The organism is Xenococcus sp. PCC 7305 (assembly GCF_000332055.1).
In the GTDB taxonomy this organism is placed as follows: domain Bacteria; phylum Cyanobacteriota; class Cyanobacteriia; order Cyanobacteriales; family Xenococcaceae; genus Xenococcus.
Map to the genome: position 1 here is coordinate 1 of NZ_ALVZ01000092.1, position 16,924 is coordinate 16,924.

The 16,924-nt window shown below is 40.6% G+C and carries 18 protein-coding genes and 1 pseudogene; 8 read left to right on the forward strand and 11 right to left on the reverse strand.

Annotation, left to right across the window (positions count from 1 at the left end; translation table 11 throughout):
* Window positions 1-414 precede the first annotated feature (414 nt).
* Together XEN7305_RS03460 and XEN7305_RS26350 are read right to left on the reverse strand one after the other, a co-directional pair.
* On the reverse strand, window positions 415-783 hold the full coding sequence (locus tag XEN7305_RS03460) for an antitoxin Xre/MbcA/ParS toxin-binding domain-containing protein (protein WP_006507948.1): 369 nt from the start codon (window positions 781-783) through the stop codon (window positions 415-417).
* A 515-nt stretch (window positions 784-1,298) separates the two neighbouring features.
* Complete coding sequence (locus tag XEN7305_RS26350) at window positions 1,299-2,162, reverse strand: M15 family metallopeptidase (RefSeq protein WP_006507950.1); 864 nt, start codon at window positions 2,160-2,162, stop codon at window positions 1,299-1,301.
* Window positions 2,163-2,266: 104 nt separating this feature from the next.
* Between XEN7305_RS26350 and XEN7305_RS03475 the strand changes: the two genes are divergently transcribed.
* Entirely contained in the window at window positions 2,267-2,707 is a 441-nt protein-coding gene (locus tag XEN7305_RS03475; RefSeq protein WP_006507951.1) for a hypothetical protein, read from the forward strand.
* A 327-nt stretch (window positions 2,708-3,034) separates the two neighbouring features.
* Complete coding sequence (locus tag XEN7305_RS03480) at window positions 3,035-4,666, forward strand: alpha-D-glucose phosphate-specific phosphoglucomutase (RefSeq protein WP_006507952.1); 1,632 nt, start codon at window positions 3,035-3,037, stop codon at window positions 4,664-4,666.
* Window positions 4,667-4,892: 226 nt separating this feature from the next.
* On the opposite strand, the gene XEN7305_RS03485 is transcribed toward XEN7305_RS03480, so the two are convergent.
* The 6 genes from XEN7305_RS03485 to XEN7305_RS03510 form a co-directional block, all read right to left on the reverse strand.
* Entirely contained in the window at window positions 4,893-5,675 is a 783-nt protein-coding gene (locus tag XEN7305_RS03485) for an MBL fold metallo-hydrolase (RefSeq protein ID WP_006507953.1), read from the reverse strand.
* Window positions 5,676-5,821: 146 nt separating this feature from the next.
* A complete protein-coding gene (locus XEN7305_RS03490; protein WP_006507954.1) occupies window positions 5,822-6,430 on the reverse strand; it encodes an aminodeoxychorismate/anthranilate synthase component II in 609 nt (202 codons plus the stop codon).
* 70 nt (window positions 6,431-6,500) lie between these two features.
* Window positions 6,501-7,022: an anti-sigma factor gene (locus XEN7305_RS03495; protein WP_006507955.1), complete on the reverse strand. Its 522-nt coding sequence runs from the start codon at window positions 7,020-7,022 to the stop codon at window positions 6,501-6,503.
* A gap of 96 nt (window positions 7,023-7,118) precedes the next feature.
* Window positions 7,119-7,775 (reverse strand): sigma-70 family RNA polymerase sigma factor, encoded by a 657-nt coding sequence (locus XEN7305_RS03500; RefSeq protein WP_006507957.1) that lies wholly within the window; start codon window positions 7,773-7,775, stop codon window positions 7,119-7,121.
* 122 nt (window positions 7,776-7,897) lie between these two features.
* Complete coding sequence (locus XEN7305_RS03505; protein ID WP_006507958.1) at window positions 7,898-8,443, reverse strand: late competence development ComFB family protein; 546 nt, start codon at window positions 8,441-8,443, stop codon at window positions 7,898-7,900.
* 116 nt (window positions 8,444-8,559) lie between these two features.
* Window positions 8,560-9,504, reverse strand: a complete 945-nt coding sequence (locus XEN7305_RS03510; protein ID WP_006507959.1) for a M23 family metallopeptidase — start codon at window positions 9,502-9,504, stop codon at window positions 8,560-8,562.
* A gap of 208 nt (window positions 9,505-9,712) precedes the next feature.
* Here XEN7305_RS03510 and XEN7305_RS03515 point away from each other — a divergent pair, with 208 nt between their 5' ends.
* Together XEN7305_RS03515 and XEN7305_RS03520 are read left to right on the forward strand one after the other, a co-directional pair.
* Window positions 9,713-9,925, forward strand: a complete 213-nt coding sequence (locus tag XEN7305_RS03515; protein ID WP_006507960.1) for a DUF2839 domain-containing protein — start codon at window positions 9,713-9,715, stop codon at window positions 9,923-9,925.
* Window positions 9,926-9,998: 73 nt separating this feature from the next.
* Window positions 9,999-10,628 (forward strand): CPP1-like family protein, encoded by a 630-nt coding sequence (locus XEN7305_RS03520; protein ID WP_006507961.1) that lies wholly within the window; start codon window positions 9,999-10,001, stop codon window positions 10,626-10,628.
* A 21-nt stretch (window positions 10,629-10,649) separates the two neighbouring features.
* Here the strand turns inward: XEN7305_RS03520 and XEN7305_RS03525 are convergent, their stop codons facing one another.
* On the reverse strand, window positions 10,650-11,603 hold the full coding sequence (locus tag XEN7305_RS03525; RefSeq protein ID WP_006507962.1) for a PhoH family protein: 954 nt from the start codon (window positions 11,601-11,603) through the stop codon (window positions 10,650-10,652).
* Between the two features lie 310 nt (window positions 11,604-11,913).
* Between XEN7305_RS03525 and XEN7305_RS03530 the strand changes: the two genes are divergently transcribed.
* A complete protein-coding gene (locus XEN7305_RS03530) occupies window positions 11,914-12,276 on the forward strand; it encodes a DUF3082 domain-containing protein (RefSeq protein WP_006507963.1) in 363 nt (120 codons plus the stop codon).
* Window positions 12,277-12,326: 50 nt separating this feature from the next.
* Here the strand turns inward: XEN7305_RS03530 and XEN7305_RS03535 are convergent, their stop codons facing one another.
* Window positions 12,327-13,208, reverse strand: a complete 882-nt coding sequence (locus XEN7305_RS03535) for a rhodanese-related sulfurtransferase (RefSeq protein ID WP_006507964.1) — start codon at window positions 13,206-13,208, stop codon at window positions 12,327-12,329.
* A 100-nt stretch (window positions 13,209-13,308) separates the two neighbouring features.
* Complete coding sequence (gene panB / locus XEN7305_RS03540) at window positions 13,309-14,091, reverse strand: 3-methyl-2-oxobutanoate hydroxymethyltransferase (RefSeq protein WP_006507965.1); 783 nt, start codon at window positions 14,089-14,091, stop codon at window positions 13,309-13,311.
* Window positions 14,092-14,376: 285 nt separating this feature from the next.
* Here panB and XEN7305_RS03545 point away from each other — a divergent pair, with 285 nt between their 5' ends.
* The 3 genes and pseudogenes from XEN7305_RS03545 to XEN7305_RS30265 form a co-directional block, all read left to right on the forward strand.
* A complete protein-coding gene (locus tag XEN7305_RS03545) occupies window positions 14,377-15,885 on the forward strand; it encodes a sensor histidine kinase KdpD (protein WP_006507966.1) in 1,509 nt (502 codons plus the stop codon).
* A gap of 97 nt (window positions 15,886-15,982) precedes the next feature.
* Window positions 15,983-16,378 (forward strand): glycine cleavage system protein GcvH, encoded by a 396-nt coding sequence (gene gcvH / locus XEN7305_RS03550; protein ID WP_006507967.1) that lies wholly within the window; start codon window positions 15,983-15,985, stop codon window positions 16,376-16,378.
* Window positions 16,379-16,811: 433 nt separating this feature from the next.
* A pseudogene (locus XEN7305_RS30265) lies at window positions 16,812-16,924 on the forward strand (transposase family protein); the annotation flags it as partial.

Below are 16,924 nucleotides of genomic sequence, written 5' to 3' on the forward strand. Positions count from 1 at the left end.
TATTAGACCTCTTGCAAAAATACGAGTTTTGGTTGTTTCAGCGATTTTGACCAATCGCTATATACATTATGATTAGGGGTTTATAGAAATACCCTCAATTAATTATGCAAGAGGTCTATTGCAACAATGGCAATTCAAAACTCAGCAAGCTTAGTAACAGCTGATCAAGAGTTTGCTAAGGTTAAAGGGCTAAAGGTAATAAATTGGTAGAGGTCGCGATCAGGTACAGCCTGGCATTTCTAATCAAGCATTATGGGTTTGATTAAAAAAGTAAGATTTTCTCAACTTAATAAACTTAGAGATCATATCGCATGATGTTGAGGATAGAGAATTGCGATTGCTCTTATTCAATATTCAGATCGTTTTTGGGATCGTAAATTTCTAATTTTGAGTCGGGAAGTAATTTCAGTTTATTTAATAATCAGCAGATTCCCCATAATAAATGCACTCTACAATTTGAACTACAGCATCAATATCATTAACTAATAGTCGATCTAGGGGAGATATGCCACGCCATTCAACTAATGGTTCTTTTAACCAGGCTTTTATCTTATCTTGAGAACCATCGGTTAATTCCCACAACATTTCGAGTGCACTAATCAAGGGGTTGAGCTTTTCTTGTGTTTCGGAAGAAGCGATATCTTGTTCTGTTTTAACTCCAGCAATTTTAGATAACTGAATATCTTTAACACCAATAAATTTAGCTAACTTCTTGAGACTGAGGTTACCTGATTTATAAATTGGTAAATCTGATCTGACTGTAGATAAAGCTGGTGTAGCCATGATAATAATTCTTGATTTACTCTTCTATGCTACAAAAAAGTCTTTAAGTGTACAAGATATTATGTTTTGTTTCTAAAGCGTAGAAATTAGTCCCAATGTTACTGCAGAGTTAAATAAGACATGAGAATTAACCTGGAAGGGAGATGCGATCGCAATGCAAAGGGATCTTCTGAATGAATGGTAATCGCTATTTGTTCGACACTTAATCACTGCGTGATCGCAATAATCTTAAAGGAGCGACAGCAATATTAATGAAGGGAAAAATGAGAACTAATAAAGTGATTACTTGGGATTGTGTTAGAGATCAAATATTATCTAATCCAAAAGTTAAAGTAGAATACGAGGCTCTTAAACAAGAATTTAAAATTGCAAGAAAAAGTATTAATTCAAAAGAGAAGAATAACTTAAGAAAACTAAAAGCATCAAAAATTCAACTGTACTAAGGGCACTTTTCCAATTTTGATCAAACATTATTGGTTTGATTAAAAAAGTAAGATTTTCTCAACTTAATAAAGTTACAAACCATTCTGTGAAAAGTGCTGGTAGTCTTTTAAACTATTCCAATACCCTCCCCATTTCCAACCAATTTTCTCAAATTCTTTTATGACTGGGCTACCTACACAAATCATTCCTGGGTAATTGTTTGGTTCATTGCATGTTCTCGCTTCGTATTGACGACCGCTTTCTGGAAGTGTTACATCGCCCTTAATATATGGATTGAATAGAGGATTGATATCGACAGCTTTCCCGTAAGCATGCTGAGACCATTTACGGGCATCTTCTACTAATCGACAGTTAAAGGCACTTGTATTATTGGCTTTCATAGACTTTATATCATCGCCATCGAATTCATAAGCAGGAAGCATACTCTGGATAGGAAATTTGATATCAAAGAGTTCTTTAAAAACCTCACTGAGAGGTTTAGCTACATCGCGATGGACAATAAGTGTCCCCTTAACTACTTCGCGTTCATAATCCCAATGGTTAACTTCCAACATTACAAGTTCTTCAAGTTGAATCGGACATTTCCTATTATCACGCCAGGTAACATTAATCATTTTTCCTCTTATATCTGGAGGTATAGGATCAATTATTTCGGAATTGAATTCAGGTTTTCCTTCAAAAGTTTCTGTATTTACTTCCGCTGCAAATGAAACTTTTTCGTCTATTTTTTTGTGTCTACTTTTTTCTCCGACAGTTTTGTTGTTGAATTCAGTCCTGCTCCAATCATTTTTCTTAACTGTTTTGAAAAAATGATTGCTAGCCCAGTCGAAATCAAAGTGATATGTCCTAAAACTTCCAATACTAACTAAAAAGGCTAAAACAAATCCTATTATTAGTAAATACCAATTTCTTTTTCGTTTCTTTTTATCACTCATTTTAATTTAAAACCTGTTACAAAAATATAGTAAATCAAAATAAAAAATATGTATATATGGTTGTAAGATAAAAACATATTTTCCAAATTATGCAGATAAAATAAATGAAAATTAGAGTGCTCATATCTCAATTGTTCCTATTATTGTTCATGGGAACATATCTTTTAGCAAAGCCTGCTTATGCTTTTTGGGGAGGATTTGCCGCTGAATTTTTTTGGGGAGGAGTAAAGTTTTTTATTGAGAATTCAAATAACCCAGACAGAAACCCTCCTTCCGATGGAAGAAAAGCAGTCCCTTGGAAAGTATGTGTTGAAATTCCTGGCGATGATAGACTTTATGTACATCCTACAGCTGATTGGAGATCTCGTGACATTGGAGTGCTGACTGACGGAGAAGAAGTACTACAAATAAACGAACAATTTGCAAAAAATGGCGCAAAATGGGCAGAAGTAGTATACAAGCGTCAAGGTGTTACTAAATCAGGATGGGTAAATAAAAAATATCTAGCACACCCAGAAGACGATTTTGCAAATTGCTGGTTATAAAATCATTTATAGTCATTCCAATTAATTTACACATCGTGATAGATAAAGTCATAACGCATATTTTTCGTAGTAGGGGCGATTCGCGAATCGCCCCTACATAATCGTATGTTTTTTATTTGGAATGACTATAAAACATAATGCTGACTTTTTCTGGAAAATTAATGTTAATTACGATCGCCACAATTTTCTTGTAATGATTGGATCTTCTAGTCTTGACCGCTTCAAAGTAGAATAACTTTATAATTTCCTAATATTCAGTGCTGGTGTGAGCAGCGACAGGATTAGGATGATGCAGTTCTGGAAAAAGAAAAATTTTGGATATTTAACATGAGCACAAAAACTATTACCACAACCCCTTTTTCAGATCAAAAGCCAGGAACATCGGGACTGCGGAAATCTGTAACAGTCTTTCAAAAACCCCATTACCTAGAGAATTTTGTCCAATCGATTTTTGATAGCTTAGAAGGGGTTCAAGGCAAAACTCTTGTATTGGGTGGAGATGGTCGCTTTTTCAATCGTCAAGCAATTCAAGTTATCCTCAAAATGGCAGCAGCCAATGGAATCGGTCGTATTCTCGTAGGAAAAGGCGGAATCATGTCTACTCCAGCAGCTTCTGCGATTATCCGTCAATATAAAGCTTTTGGAGGCATTGTTCTCTCTGCTAGTCATAACCCAGGAGGCCCTGACGGTGATTTTGGCATTAAATACAATATTACGAATGGGGGCCCAGCACCAGAGAAAATAACTGATGCTATTTTTGCCAAATCGAAGGTGATTGATAGTTACAAAATCTTTGAAACTGCGGATATTAACCTAGATAAGCTGTCGATCGCACGTATCGGAGAGATGGCAGTAGAAGTCATCGATCCAGTCGAACCCTACGCTCGTTTAATGGAATCTCTTTTTGATTTTGCGAGTATTCGTAAACTTTTACAGAGTGACTTTAGAATTTGTATTGACTCGATGCATGCGGTGACAGGTACTTATGCCAAAGATATTTTTGAAAAAAGTTTAGGTGCACCTGCGGGGACAGTTCAAAATGGCATTCCCCTCGAAGATTTTGGTGGAGGACATCCCGATCCTAATTTGGTATATGCCCATGACTTGGTAGAAGTTCTTTTTGGCGATAATGCTCCTGATTTTGGTGCGGCCTCCGATGGCGATGGCGATCGCAATATGATCTTAGGCAACCATTTTTTTGTGACTCCTAGTGATAGTTTAGCCGTCTTGACTGCCAATGCCACATTAGTACCTGGATATAAAGATGGTTTATCTGGCGTAGCGCGATCGATGCCAACGAGTGAAGCTGTAGATCGGGTTGCCAAAAAGTTAGGCATTGATTGTTATGAAACACCTACCGGCTGGAAATTCTTTGGCAATTTATTAGATGCTGATAGGGCGACTCTTTGCGGGGAAGAAAGCTTTGGTACAGGTTCTAATCATGTCAGGGAAAAAGACGGTTTATGGGCCGTGCTTTTCTGGTTAAATATTCTTGCCGTAACAGGAAAATCAGTAGAAGAAATTGTCAAGGATCATTGGAAAATCTATGGACGCAATTTCTATTCCCGTCACGATTACGAAGCTGTGGCCTCCGAACCGGCAATGGAATTGATGGATCGCTTACGTAGCATGACGGTCGAACTTCCTGGAAAACAGTTCGGCAACTATACCGTAGATTATGCCGATGATTTTAGTTATACCGATCCTGTGGATGGCAGCGTCAGTAAAAAACAAGGTATTCGCATTGGTTTTACCGATGGTTCTCGGATTGTCTTCCGTCTTTCTGGTACGGGGACTAAAGGCGCAACTTTACGGGTCTATATAGAAAGTTATGAACCAGATGCTAGTAAACATGATGTTGAGACCCAGGTAGGATTGAAACCTCTAATTGATCTTGCAGAGGAGATTGCCTTGATTCGTCAATTTACGCAACGGGAAGAACCTACTGTTATCACTTAACAGGTTCCCATTATATTCTAGTCAAAACTGGTTTTAGGTTTTAGGGAATAGGTTTTAGGTTAAAAATAGTAATATTTTGATTCCTACGAACAAATATTCTAGATATAAAGCATTTACCGGCTTTATCAGGGTGATAATAGCTAGGGTCATTGTTTTTCCGGATTTCCCTAACACCCAATACCTAATACCTAACACCTAATACCTAACACCTAACACCTTCTACTCGTTATTGTTTAGCTGTCAATACTCTAATTACAGTTTTATCTTTGGGTAAGTCAGAACGCTTGATTGCAATACTATGGGTATTTAATTTCTTGGACTCCATTACACCCTTCGTTAAAGCCAAAAAGTCATCTACTGCCACCAAATCACAATTTTCCTTGTCAGCTGCATTAGTCAGATATTGAGTCGGAATGACGACCCGAGGTTTTAGTACCTCAATAGCTTGCATTGCCTGCTCAGGATTATAGGCTTTGACTCCGCCTCCGACGGGAAGTAGCAACACATCAGGACTACCCATCAGGATTTGTTCTTCTAGACTAATTGGTGCGGCCGCCCCACCTAGATGCAGAAGATTTACACCCCCTTGATTCCAACGCCAGGCGATATTTTGCCCAAAACGTCTACCACCTTCGAGATCATGGGGTGTGCTAATGCCTTTGAAAACAATATTTTTAACTTTATAATCCCCTGGATTGGTAATAATTTGAGGATTTCCTGCCACCTCTTCGATCGCACCTTCATCAAGGAGAAAACTACTAATCAGTACCAAATCAGCAACTACAGTTGGAGCCTTATAACCTGCGGTACAACCTAGAGGCAAAAAAGGATTAACTAAAACTTTGATCCCATTCCCGGAAAACAAAAAGCAAGTATGTCCTAGATAGGTAATTGTTACTGAATTCTTGCCCGATTGCGCTTGGATCGGAGAGGAAAAATTACTCCCTAAAATACCGATTGCGGTAAGTAAACTAGTTCCGCCATAACGAATTAACTGTCGCCGTTTCATATATCTTGATCAACTGATGTGTAAATTAAACGAGATTTCGCTCATCGAAGATAGAAGCTAGAAGCCTGCTTCTTGATTGCTGCTTAAGTTTAACCCCTTCGACCTTGTGCTAGGAAAAAAAGCTGAGCCCTCATCGCAAAGCAATTTTAAACTATTGATAACTCGCAAGGAAGGGAAACGAGAAAATTGCGCAATAGTTGTTTTCCTGAATTCGTCAAAATACTCTCTGGATGAAACTGAACCCCTTGAATATGAGGATGTTTCCGATGCCGCACGCCCATAATCGTACCATCTTCTACCCAAGCAGTAATTTCTAGATCATCTGGAATGGTTTCTCTTTCGATGATTAAACTATGGTAGCGAGTCGCAAGAAAGGGATTGTCCAACCCTTGAAAGACCCCAACTTTATTGTGATGTACCAATGAGGTTTTGCCATGCATGAGCACAGGTGCTGAAACTATTTTGCTGCCAAATACTTGTCCGATACTTTGATGTCCCAAACAAACCCCTAGTATCGGTATACTATGGCCTAATTTTTCGATTAACTCTAGTGAAACTCCCGCATCTTCAGGACGACCAGGCCCTGGTGAGATGACAATACCATCGGGATTCATTTTTTTTATGGTCTCAAGATCAATTTTGTCATTGCGATAGACCTGGATTTGTTCGGCTACAGGTAATTCTTGTCCTAACTCTCCTAAGTATTGAACTAAGTTGTAAGTAAAACTATCATAATTATCAATTACTAGAATCAAATTTATGCTCCTTAAGGTTTCTTCTGATTCATTATAGACACTACATTATCGGGAGTCTTTTCTTTACTTACTAGTCACTATTAATATCGAGGGGAAAATTGGAAATAGCGGCTTTGGGAATTGTCACAGTAGGTTGATTAAGCGTGACTGCTACCATGACCGATTGAGGAATAGTTTCTTCAATTTGAGACTCGACCAACTTTAAGCTGGGAGAATTAAAATTCGGGAATATTCCCGCGATCGCGGCGAGAATTGTCGTCAAGATGACTCCTCCACCCCAGAAAAACAATTTTTGTCGATTAAGAGCGCGATCTACTTCTGCAAAGACTTTTTGTGATAGTAAGTCGGAGGGTATCTCCCGAGTGACTGGGACAGACATATTCTGCATGCCGCCTTGTAATTTGAGTAGTTGAATATAAGTTTTTTTTATTTCGGGGTCGTTATCAAGTAATTGCTGCACTCGTTGACGTTCGGCGGCGGTTGCTTCTCCGTCAATATAAGCACTGAGTAACTCGAAACAATCGTCTTCAGTATCTTGCCCGTCAAGATTAGGTTGCCGATATTCTGCAAAATCATCGTACCTAGATGTCATTTTAGAATCACCACTGATTTAGATAAAAAGGCGGAAATAGTTAACAAAACACAATAAAAATCGGAAACCCCAATCTCTTCTTCCCTTACTAAGTTACTATTCATCAAGATATTTTCGCAAGATAGACTGTAACTTCAATCTTGCTCTGGCAATTCGAGATTTTACAGTGCCTAACGAGGCTCCTGTAATTGCTGCTATTTCATCATAGGGCAGACCTTCAATTTCTCGCAATACTATAGTAGTACGAAAAGATTCCGGTAATTCTGCGATCGCCCGTTGCAATTTATCGTAAAACTCACTGGTTGCCAGATTGTCGCTAGGACTGGGCATATCCGAGGGTAACTCCCAAGTCATTTCGCCGTCTTTGACTGAGCGAGGGGCATCCAAGGACAAGGGTCTAGCGATTCGCTTGCGCTTACGCAATTCGTCATAAAACAAATTTGTCGCAATCCGACTGAGCCAGCCCCGAAATTTGACTGGCTCCTTGAGGCGTTTAATATTACGATAAACTCGGATCCAAACTTCTTGCGCCAGATCCGCTCTTTCTTCCCAATCTGGAGCTAAATGATAGAGCAGTCTATTTACATGAGACTGATAGCGACTCAACAGCTCAGCAAAAGCAGCACGATCCGGTTGAGCCCCTTCTTGACAGAGGAGGATCAAATCGTAATTAGAGAGTTTTTCGGTAGACACCAATTTTTTAGTAGCGGTCACCTTAACTCCTGACCAGGATACAGGAAGAGATTGATTCATGAACTGCTCCAATACAAGGATTGAGTATTTCCATAACCTAGAGACCAAAGTAATTAGAAAAAAGTTCCTTGACCAATGAACGAGTTATGGTCTGCAATAACTTGTATTGAAACTTTATACTCTTAAACCTTTTGAGCTGGTTCATAATCAGGAGCATAATCTTGCAGCAGGCTGCTAAGTTGACTGGCAACTCCCGCATCACCTTTTGCCTTAATAGCTTGTCTTTCAGGGTAGAATTCCGGTCGATCTAGATAACGGGCGATCGCTTCTTCGACCTGACTTTTAATCAACTCTTGCAATTCTTCCCTGGCTCTTTGTCGTTGATAATTAGCACCTTCTTCTGTCGTTGCATACAAAGGGGGTAGCCGATTGAGGGCATAAGCGGCAATGTCTCCGACATCGAGAGAGATATCACTCGTTTGTTGAATCTCAGCAACTCTAGTAATCGCGTCACTAAGGACTAATTCTTCCATGACATTGATAAATTGTTTACGCGGAACCGCAACTACTTCCCCTGTTAGCAAAGAACCCATTAACTTATCCAATGCCATATATTCTTCTACAGACAGTTCAGCTGCAGCATCACAAATGCGTCCGACTTCCGCTTCCATGGTAGGAGTCAGATAGCCGTCTTGTAATGCCTGTTCAACAATCTCGGTAATTCCCATAGTTATTTATTTCGTATAAAGTTTTTTCAACACATCCTTTCCGACCCATCTTAGTCTCTACTTCAAGATATCGAAAAGGACTCGGGGAATATTTAATTTTCATTCACGTTAATTTGCTAGGGAATTTCGCCAAATCGCCAAGGAGCAGGATCTACCGCAACTCCATTGACATAAAGTCCCCAATGTAAATGAGGGCCTGTGGACGCACCTGTGGAGCCTACTGTGCCAATTTTCTGACCTGGTTGAACAAGATCACCTTCTTGGACATTGATATCACGCAGGTGCATAAAAACACTCAAGACACCCTGCCCATGATCAACTCCGACAATATTGCCATGAACTCGAAAGCCGTCTGCTTCCCGACCAATCAATCTGACTTTCCCCGCTGCGGGGGCAACTACTGGGGAGCCAGAACTCCCGGCATAATCAACCCCCTTGTGATAGTAATTCTCCGCAAACACGCCATTATAGTAGCGACGAACTCCAAAAATTGTAGAAACTCTTGCTGCATTGGGGCGCACAAAAGACCCATTCCAATATTTTTCAGGAGTCACTAATTGTTTAAAGGCCGCCACCTTATCTAACTCCAGTTGGGTTGCACGGCTAGCAGCCTTGCCCGATAGGTGAATTCTTTGGGTAGGAAAGGTGCGATTTTTTAACCAAACCCCGATATTACTAGTCCTGTCATCTCCCTGGATGCGCACTGTTATTTTTCCTGGCTTGTCCAAAGGAGACGTCGGCAGGAGAGCACGATATTTGTCGCCTTCTAGAAATACAGGGTAGCTTTTCTCTCCGACAGTAACTATTGGCTTGGAGTTCTCCTCATCTGTAGTCACGATGATAGAGATGGTATCTCCGAGTTCTGGGGTTGTTGGGGCAATTTCTACTTCTAGCGCTGCCACCGCAGTGGCGACAGAAAGCAAAAATGTTGTCACAATTCCTGTTAATCCTATTTGATTGAAGCTTGCTCGATCTTGATTGGCTTTCGAGTGGAATTTGTTGAGCATAATTTTTCTACATAAAAAGTCATGGGGGTCACCAATATCTGACAGTGTAATCATTGAAAAAGTTTTTGGGATTATTTCTTGCAAAATTTACGAAGCAAGTTTATCAAAAGCCCAAAATAAACTTAAAACATAAAATCTAAGGTTAAATTTTCCTAAACTGTAAACAGATCTCAACATTCTGTTGTCTGACTTTTCCCGAAAACGCTACGATCTACGGAATAATAAAAATGTAGTAATAAAAATTTAAGCAAAAAAAAATCTTATGGGGGAATCAAAACGGCGCAAAGCAGCGTTAGGAGAGGACTACGGGAAAGAGCAGACCATCTTGCCCTGGCTCCCAATTACGAAAACTCAAGCTCAAAAATTTGTCACCTGGACAACTAGAGGTGCTTGGATCGGAATCGGTGCCATGATTGCCCTGTGGTTTACAGTAAGATTTATTGGACCCGCTTTGGGTTGGTGGGAAGTTTATTAAAAACAGATAATTGTCATAAATTAAGATAAATTCATAAACGTTAAGGTGGCTTAAAGATTGATAGAGGTAACTAATGAGTCAAGAAAATCCCTACGAATTACTTGGTGTAAGCGATAATGCTTCCTTTGATGAAATCCAGTCCGCGAAGAAAAGGATTTGCGAGGAAAATAAAAATGATGCTCAAATCGTAGAGAAAGTTGAAGCTGCCTATGATGCGGTGATTATGGAGCGCTTGAAATTACGCCAAGATGGCAAAATTAAAGTTCCCGAAAGAATTCGCTTCCCAGAACGCAATAAGGTCGAAACTCCCACTCCCAATCAAGTGCCGACGCTGAATTCGCCAAATTGGATGCAGAATCTCATTGATAATCCCTCCCAAAACGAAATTTTGTTGCCGACGGGAGTGTTTCTCGCTTTGGCAGTCTTATCTTTCTTTGCGGGTAATGCCCAGGGTTCACCTCTGACCCTATTCATGGCATTGGGTTTTACGGCGAATGTTTATTTCTTGACTCGTAAAGAAAATCGTTTTGGTCGTTCTCTTTTGATTACGATTATTGCTTTTGTTCTGGGTATTGGCTTGGGAGCGGCGATCTCCGCTTCTTTGGCGAATAGTGGGATCACCCTCAATCCAGATCAGGCAGAGGAAACCAATGCCTCTTTTGCTTTTCTGTTGTTCTGGATTACTAGTTGCTTTTTGCGATAAATAATTTTAAGGAGCCAGGACTTAGGTATATTTTTCGTAGGCTGCCACAATCTTTTGTACTAGAGGGTGGCGCACCACATCAGCTTGGGTGAGATAGCAAAAGGCAATGTCATCGACTGATTTAAGTATCTTGCTGGCGACTATTAAGCCAGAATCTTGATGATTTGGCAAGTCGGTTTGAGTAATATCTCCTGTTACTACCATTTTGGAGCCAAAGCCTAAACGGGTCAGTACCATTTTAAGTTGAGCAGGAGTAGTATTTTGAGCTTCATCAACAATCACAAACGCGTTGGCTAAAGTACGTCCGCGCATATAAGCTAGGGGCGCAACCTCGATTTTTCCTCGCTCCATGAGATCGGGGATTTTTTCAGCATCGATAAATTCATATAAAGCATCATAAAGAGGTCGCAAAAACGGATTCACTTTTTGTTGTAAATCCCCTGGCAAAAATCCTAATCTCTCTCCTGCCTCCACTGCCGGTCGGGTCAGAATGATGCGATCGCATTCGTCTTGGAGCAAGGCTTGAACAGCGAGAACTGCCGCTAAAAAGGTTTTACCTGTGCCAGCAGGGCCAATCCCAAAAGTTATGTCATGATTTTGAATCGCTTTGACATATTGTTTTTGTTTAAAAGTTTTAGCCCGAATTACTTCGCCTTTTCTAGTTTGGGCCAGGACATTGGTTTTAATTTCGTTAAATTCCTCTGTACGACCGGTATCTAATGCCTGAAAAGCAGTCAGGATATCTGGCTCGGTAACTTGCTTTCCGGTTTCCCAGAGATACTTTAGCGATCGCACTATGGTAGCTGCTCGCTCCACAGCCTTCTCCCGACCAAACAACATTAGGTCTTGACCTCTCAAGATGGTTTTAACACCAGTTTGACGAGATATTAACTGTAGATTAAACTCTTTGTTGCCAGCTAGAGCGATCGCACTTTCCGTACTAGGGAAAGAAATTGTTTGGGAATAATCGGACATAGGGAAATTGAAAATTGAAAATTGAAAATTGAGAATTGACGAGCGACCCTGATGAGTTTCACTCATCTAAGGAACGCGCGGGTTGGAAAATTGACGAGCGACCCTGATGGCCTAAAGGATACACCTTCGGATAAGTTTCACTCATCTAAGGAGCGCACGAGTTGGAAAATTGAAAATTGCTTGTCCTAGAACATAAGAAAATTGAGGAAACTTGTCGTCCAGGTTACATTAATTGAGTAACATATAACTAGAGCGTGTTGGCATAAGCTTTCATTTTCGTAAAATAAGCTGGCATTCCACCATACAAAATATGACCCAGGAAAACAAGCAAAATTCATCGGCAACGACCAAGAGTCAGTCTGACACAACTGACAAAACTAATCAATCTGACAAGCAAGAAGTTACACCTCTCAAATGTTTGTTATCATCGGTTTTCGCTGGAGTAATGGCTTTCGGTGTATATCATTTAATGAGTGCCATTGTCACAACCTATTCAACAAAACCTATCGTATCCGACAATATCTTTGTTCTCAAGCTTACTATCGCAGTTCGAACCTTAGTTATCGGCGTTGCAGCCTTGGGCACTGGCGTCTTTGGTTTTGTCGCTTTGGGATTATTCCTGCTTGGTCTGCAAATAACCTTTAAAGATTTCTCCAAAAAGTTTAGTAACTAATCTAACGAAGACAGTTTACTTCTTACTTATTACTCATTACTCATTACTCATTACTTGCTATTGCCTTCCCTGTGTCTTTTGCGGTTTAGTTGCCGCTCTATTTTCTCTGGAGTCAAGTCCTCATAGCAATAGGGGCAAGAAATTATTTCGGCATAATAAGGGGAAGCTTTATCTTCTTCTGTTATCGGATGGCCGCAGGCATAACAAAGCTCATAGGTACCAGATACTAATCCTTCTTTAACGGCAACTCTTTCATCAAAAACAAAACATTCTCCCTGCCACAGACTTTCTTCTACAGAAATTTCCTCTAAATATTTTAAAATTCCTCCTTTGAGATGGTAAACCTCTTTAAATCCTTGGGATAGTAAATAGGAAGAAGCCTTTTCGCAACGAATTCCGCCAGTACAGAACATTGCCACTTTTGGATGTTCTTGAGGATCAATATTTTCTGCGACATATTCGGGAAATTGACGAAAAGATTGAGTTTTGGGGTCAATTGCTCCTTGGAAACTTCCAAGCTCTACTTCATATTGATTTCTGGTATCAATCACCGTAACTTCGGGATCGCTAATGACTTGATTCCATTTTTGAGGGGGAATATAAGTCCCAACCTGTTTATTTGGATCTACTTCGGGAATTCCTAAAGTGACAATTTCTTTTTTTAGTCTGACTTTTAGTCTCGCAAAAGGTGCGGATTTTGCGGTAGATTCTTTATGTTCTAAATCAGCCAAGCGATCATCAGTACGCAGAAAAGCCAAGACTTGATCAATTCCCTCACGAGAGCCAGCGATCGAACCGTTGATACCCTCTAAGGCCAATAAGATTGTCCCTTTGATATTTTGCGCTTGACAATATTCTTTGAGGAGCTGTCTTTTCTCTTTAAAGTCAGGCAAAGAGACAAATTTGTAGAAAGTAGCGACAATATAGGTCATTAATAATTAAATGGTCAATGGTCAAACTCGCGCGTTCCCTTGCGCCTTTCGGCGGCGCGGGGTCGGGACCCTTCGGGTAGAGCTCCGCAAGCGTCAATGATTAATGGTCAGTGGGGAAACGATCTTCTAAAACATCTTTGGCAAAACGCTCGACAGCATCAGTCATGATAGATTGTAGATCGATATAGGGTTTGGCAAAAGGAGGCGTTGTTAGAGATAGACCCAATAAGTCTGCTGTTACTAAAACCTGACCATCACAAGCTCCTCCAGCACCAATGCCAATAGTGGGAATGGAAACTGTACTCGTAATAGTTGCAGCTAATTCTGAGGGAATATGTTCTAGTACTAGAGAAAAAGCTCCTGCTTGGGACAAGGCGATCGCTTCATCCAAGATTCGATCAGCTGATTCAGCAGTATTTCCCTGCTGTTTATAACCCAAGCTATTACAAGATTGAGGTGTCAGTCCCACATGACCCATAACGGGAATTCCAATGGCCGTTAGTTCCTTGACTGTTGCGATCGCCCTGGCATGGCCCCCTTCAAGTTTGACCGCAGCAGCTCCTGTTTCCTTGAGAACTCTTCCGGCGGAGTGAATTGCTTGGGAGACATTTTCTTGATAACTTAAAAAAGGCAAATCACAAACGATTAAGGCTCTTTTCACGCCTCGACGAACCGCCTTGGCATGATGAATCATTTCGTCGAGAGTAACAGGTAAAGTTGTCGGATGTCCCAAAGCCACCATCGCTAGAGAATCTCCCACCAATATGACATCAACCCCCGCTTCGTCTAACACCCTAGCAATACTGTAATCCCATGCGGTAAGGGAAATAATGGAACGCTGCTGTTGTTTCCAAACATTTAGTTGTTCTGTTGTGACTGCCATTCAAATTCGGGTAATAACTTCCCCACATTATAAAGGATGAGGGATGAAGGATGAGGGATGAGGGATGAGGGATGAGGGATGAGGGATGAAGGATGAGGGATGAGGGATAAGGGATGAGGGATGAGGAACTTAACTGATCACTGATTACGGCAAAAGAGGTTCGGTTTTACGACTTTCAAGAAACAACTGATCCCGATAGGATATTAGCTAGTTGTCATACAATTTTCCCAACTTTATTTGGGTATTAATAATATTAGTTCACTCTTTTAGGAGGTCGAGATACAAGTGCAAAACTGGCTGCTAAAAAATATAAGCGATGTTCTCAATAGCAACCAAGAGATGGTGCCAGATGTCTCGATAGATAATTCTGCGACAACAGTTTTGCCCCAAACAGAAGAAAATCGACGCTTGGCAACCTTAAAGGCACAACAGGAATGGTTCGGCGCGATCGCAGCATTGGAAAAATTACTCTTATCCACAGTTGAAATAACTCCAGATAAATCACTACAAGGTCTGGTTTTCTCCGCTCCTGTGCCAATCTTAAGTAATTTGGATTTGTTGGCTCGTTTTCAAGCCGGTATCTTTACGACCGATGCTTTTAAACCCCATGTCTTGATGCCTTGCGATCGCACCCATGCCCCAGAAAATGAACAAGATAATCACGATTCTTCAATTCTCCAACTGCCACTGGTTCCCTACGACCCGATCGCGAAAGAACAATTTTGTTTAGTTTTTACCCAGAAATTCGCTTTGGTCATGGTTTTAGGCCAAGACGCTTTGGGTATGCCCAACTTTAATTTTTCCTTTGATCCAGAAACTATCAAATTGGTTTGGCTGACTTTGCGATCTCGTTTATATCTCCTAAAATATGAGCGCCTCGCGCAAATAGATCAACTAATTGAGCATTTCTCCCCCCAACTGCCCGATTATCGTTTAATTAGCCAATTCACTCGCAATCTGCTGCAAAATTTGCCCAATCTGACTGCATTAGCTATTGGCAATACTTGTAAAATTGAAACCATTGCTGTATCCCAATCAGAACCAGAAAAGGCAGAAACTACTCCTGACTATGTTTCTCCCATCGTCAATGCCAGCCCCAGTGGCAAGCTGGAAATGGAATTATTACAAGCTCTTACCCATGAAATACGCACACCTCTGACAACCATTCGAACGATGACCAGGCTGTTATTGAAAAAGAGCCAAGATTTCTCCACCAAAGCGATTAGCAGATTACAAACCATAGATCGCGAATGCACAGAACAAATCGAAAGGATGGAATTAATTTTTCGGGCCACGGAACTAGAATCAACTTCAGCTGCCTCCTATCCTGTTCATCTCACTTCCTGTTGTTTAGCCACCGTATTGCGGGCTAATATCCCTCGTTGGGAACAGCAAGCTCAAAGACGCAATGTGAACTTAGAAATTGTCTTACCGCAAAAGCTTCCTCCGATTATCAGCGATCCAGCCATGTTAGATCGCGTTCTGACTGGCCTAATTGAAACCTGCACTCGCAGTCTATCTCATGGGGGAAATCTCCGACTGATAATATCTACCGCAGGCGATCGCCTAAAATTACAAGTACTTTCTCACTGCAATCACACAAGTAATCCTTTCAAGGCTCTTGGTCAATTACTGATGTTCCAACCCGAAACAGGATGCTTGAGTCTTAATCTCGATGCCACTAAAAATATGTTCCAAGCTTTAGGTGGCAAACTCACAGTCAGACAAAAATCGCGACAAAGCGAAGAACTAACAATATTCCTGCCTTTAGGAACGCAATCAGTCAACAGTTAAAAGCTTTTTTGGTTATCGGTTGTTAATTTATGGTTCATCGTTCCTAATTCATTATTTACGCGATACACTAAAATTTGCTTGCTATTGAGGAAGGAAAATGCAGCTAGAATATCCTGAAGATTTAAAATATCTTGACAGTCACGAATATGTTCGGATAGAAGGAGAAATTGCCACTATTGGTGTTAGTGCTTTCGCGATCGATCAATTAGGCGATTTGGTATTTATCGAATTACCCGAGGTCGGTGATGCTATTGCAACAGAAGATTCTTTTGGCACTATCGAATCTGTCAAAGCAGTAGAAGATTTAAAAGCCCCTGTCTCAGGAACTGTCATTGAACAAAATGAAACAGCCATGGACGCCCCGGAATCTGTTCAAGAAGATCCCTATGGTGAGGGTTGGCTCATCAAAGTGCGACTCGATAATCCTGATGAGGAATTAACCGATGTCTTGCCTGCCTCTGAATATCGTGCTTTGGTGGAAGGAGAAGATTAAACTGATTGCAAATTTTTTAGGGGTTAGGGTACATAAATCACCTTGACCTCCATCCGATCTATGCTAGTGAACGCGGGCGTAAATAAGCTATCTATCAACGAAGAGCAAAAAGCCGATGTACGTCTGGTATGAATTAGAAAGTAAATGATAAAAAAGAGAGGAAAAGAAGGAAAATGAAAGTTACTAACCTTTTCATCCACAACTTTTCCTCATGAATAGTAGACCTCTTGCAAAATATTTTTGTGGTAGAGTAAAGGGTTTGCACTTCTCTTGTACCTCATTTATGAACTACGCAAATGCCAAATCTCTATCAGGTAAAAAGTTTAAGCGGCGCTTTGGGGTCGAGAAAAAAACTTTTGAACGAATACTTGAAGCATTTAAGCAAGAATTTCCTCACAGACCAAAAGCAGGACGACCTTGGGATTTAGCAAGAGAAGAGCAAATTTTAGTCACCCTGGAATATTGGCGAGAATATCGTACCTATTTTCATATTGCAACAGATTTTGGAGTATCAGAATCAACTATTTGTCGCGTAGTTCATCGAGT

Coding starts and splice junctions, on each gene's coding strand:
- panB (WP_006507965.1), bottom strand. CDS start 14,091: ATGGCAGTCACAACAGAACAACTAAATGTTTGGAAACAACAGCAGCGT.
- XEN7305_RS03525 (WP_006507962.1), bottom strand. CDS start 11,603: ATGTCCGATTATTCCCAAACAATTTCTTTCCCTAGTACGGAAAGTGCG.
- XEN7305_RS03530 (WP_006507963.1), top strand. CDS start 11,914: ATGACCCAGGAAAACAAGCAAAATTCATCGGCAACGACCAAGAGTCAG.
- XEN7305_RS03475 (WP_006507951.1), top strand. CDS start 2,267: ATGAAAATTAGAGTGCTCATATCTCAATTGTTCCTATTATTGTTCATG.
- XEN7305_RS03460 (WP_006507948.1), bottom strand. CDS start 783: ATGGCTACACCAGCTTTATCTACAGTCAGATCAGATTTACCAATTTAT.
- gcvH (WP_006507967.1), top strand. CDS start 15,983: ATGCAGCTAGAATATCCTGAAGATTTAAAATATCTTGACAGTCACGAA.
- XEN7305_RS03535 (WP_006507964.1), bottom strand. CDS start 13,208: ATGACCTATATTGTCGCTACTTTCTACAAATTTGTCTCTTTGCCTGAC.
- XEN7305_RS03480 (WP_006507952.1), top strand. CDS start 3,035: ATGAGCACAAAAACTATTACCACAACCCCTTTTTCAGATCAAAAGCCA.
- XEN7305_RS03505 (WP_006507958.1), bottom strand. CDS start 8,443: ATGGGAATTACCGAGATTGTTGAACAGGCATTACAAGACGGCTATCTG.
- XEN7305_RS03485 (WP_006507953.1), bottom strand. CDS start 5,675: ATGAAACGGCGACAGTTAATTCGTTATGGCGGAACTAGTTTACTTACC.
- XEN7305_RS03500 (WP_006507957.1), bottom strand. CDS start 7,775: ATGAATCAATCTCTTCCTGTATCCTGGTCAGGAGTTAAGGTGACCGCT.
- XEN7305_RS03520 (WP_006507961.1), top strand. CDS start 9,999: ATGAGTCAAGAAAATCCCTACGAATTACTTGGTGTAAGCGATAATGCT.
- XEN7305_RS03495 (WP_006507955.1), bottom strand. CDS start 7,022: ATGACATCTAGGTACGATGATTTTGCAGAATATCGGCAACCTAATCTT.
- XEN7305_RS03515 (WP_006507960.1), top strand. CDS start 9,713: ATGGGGGAATCAAAACGGCGCAAAGCAGCGTTAGGAGAGGACTACGGG.
- XEN7305_RS03510 (WP_006507959.1), bottom strand. CDS start 9,504: ATGATTACACTGTCAGATATTGGTGACCCCCATGACTTTTTATGTAGA.
- XEN7305_RS26350 (WP_006507950.1), bottom strand. CDS start 2,162: ATGAGTGATAAAAAGAAACGAAAAAGAAATTGGTATTTACTAATAATA.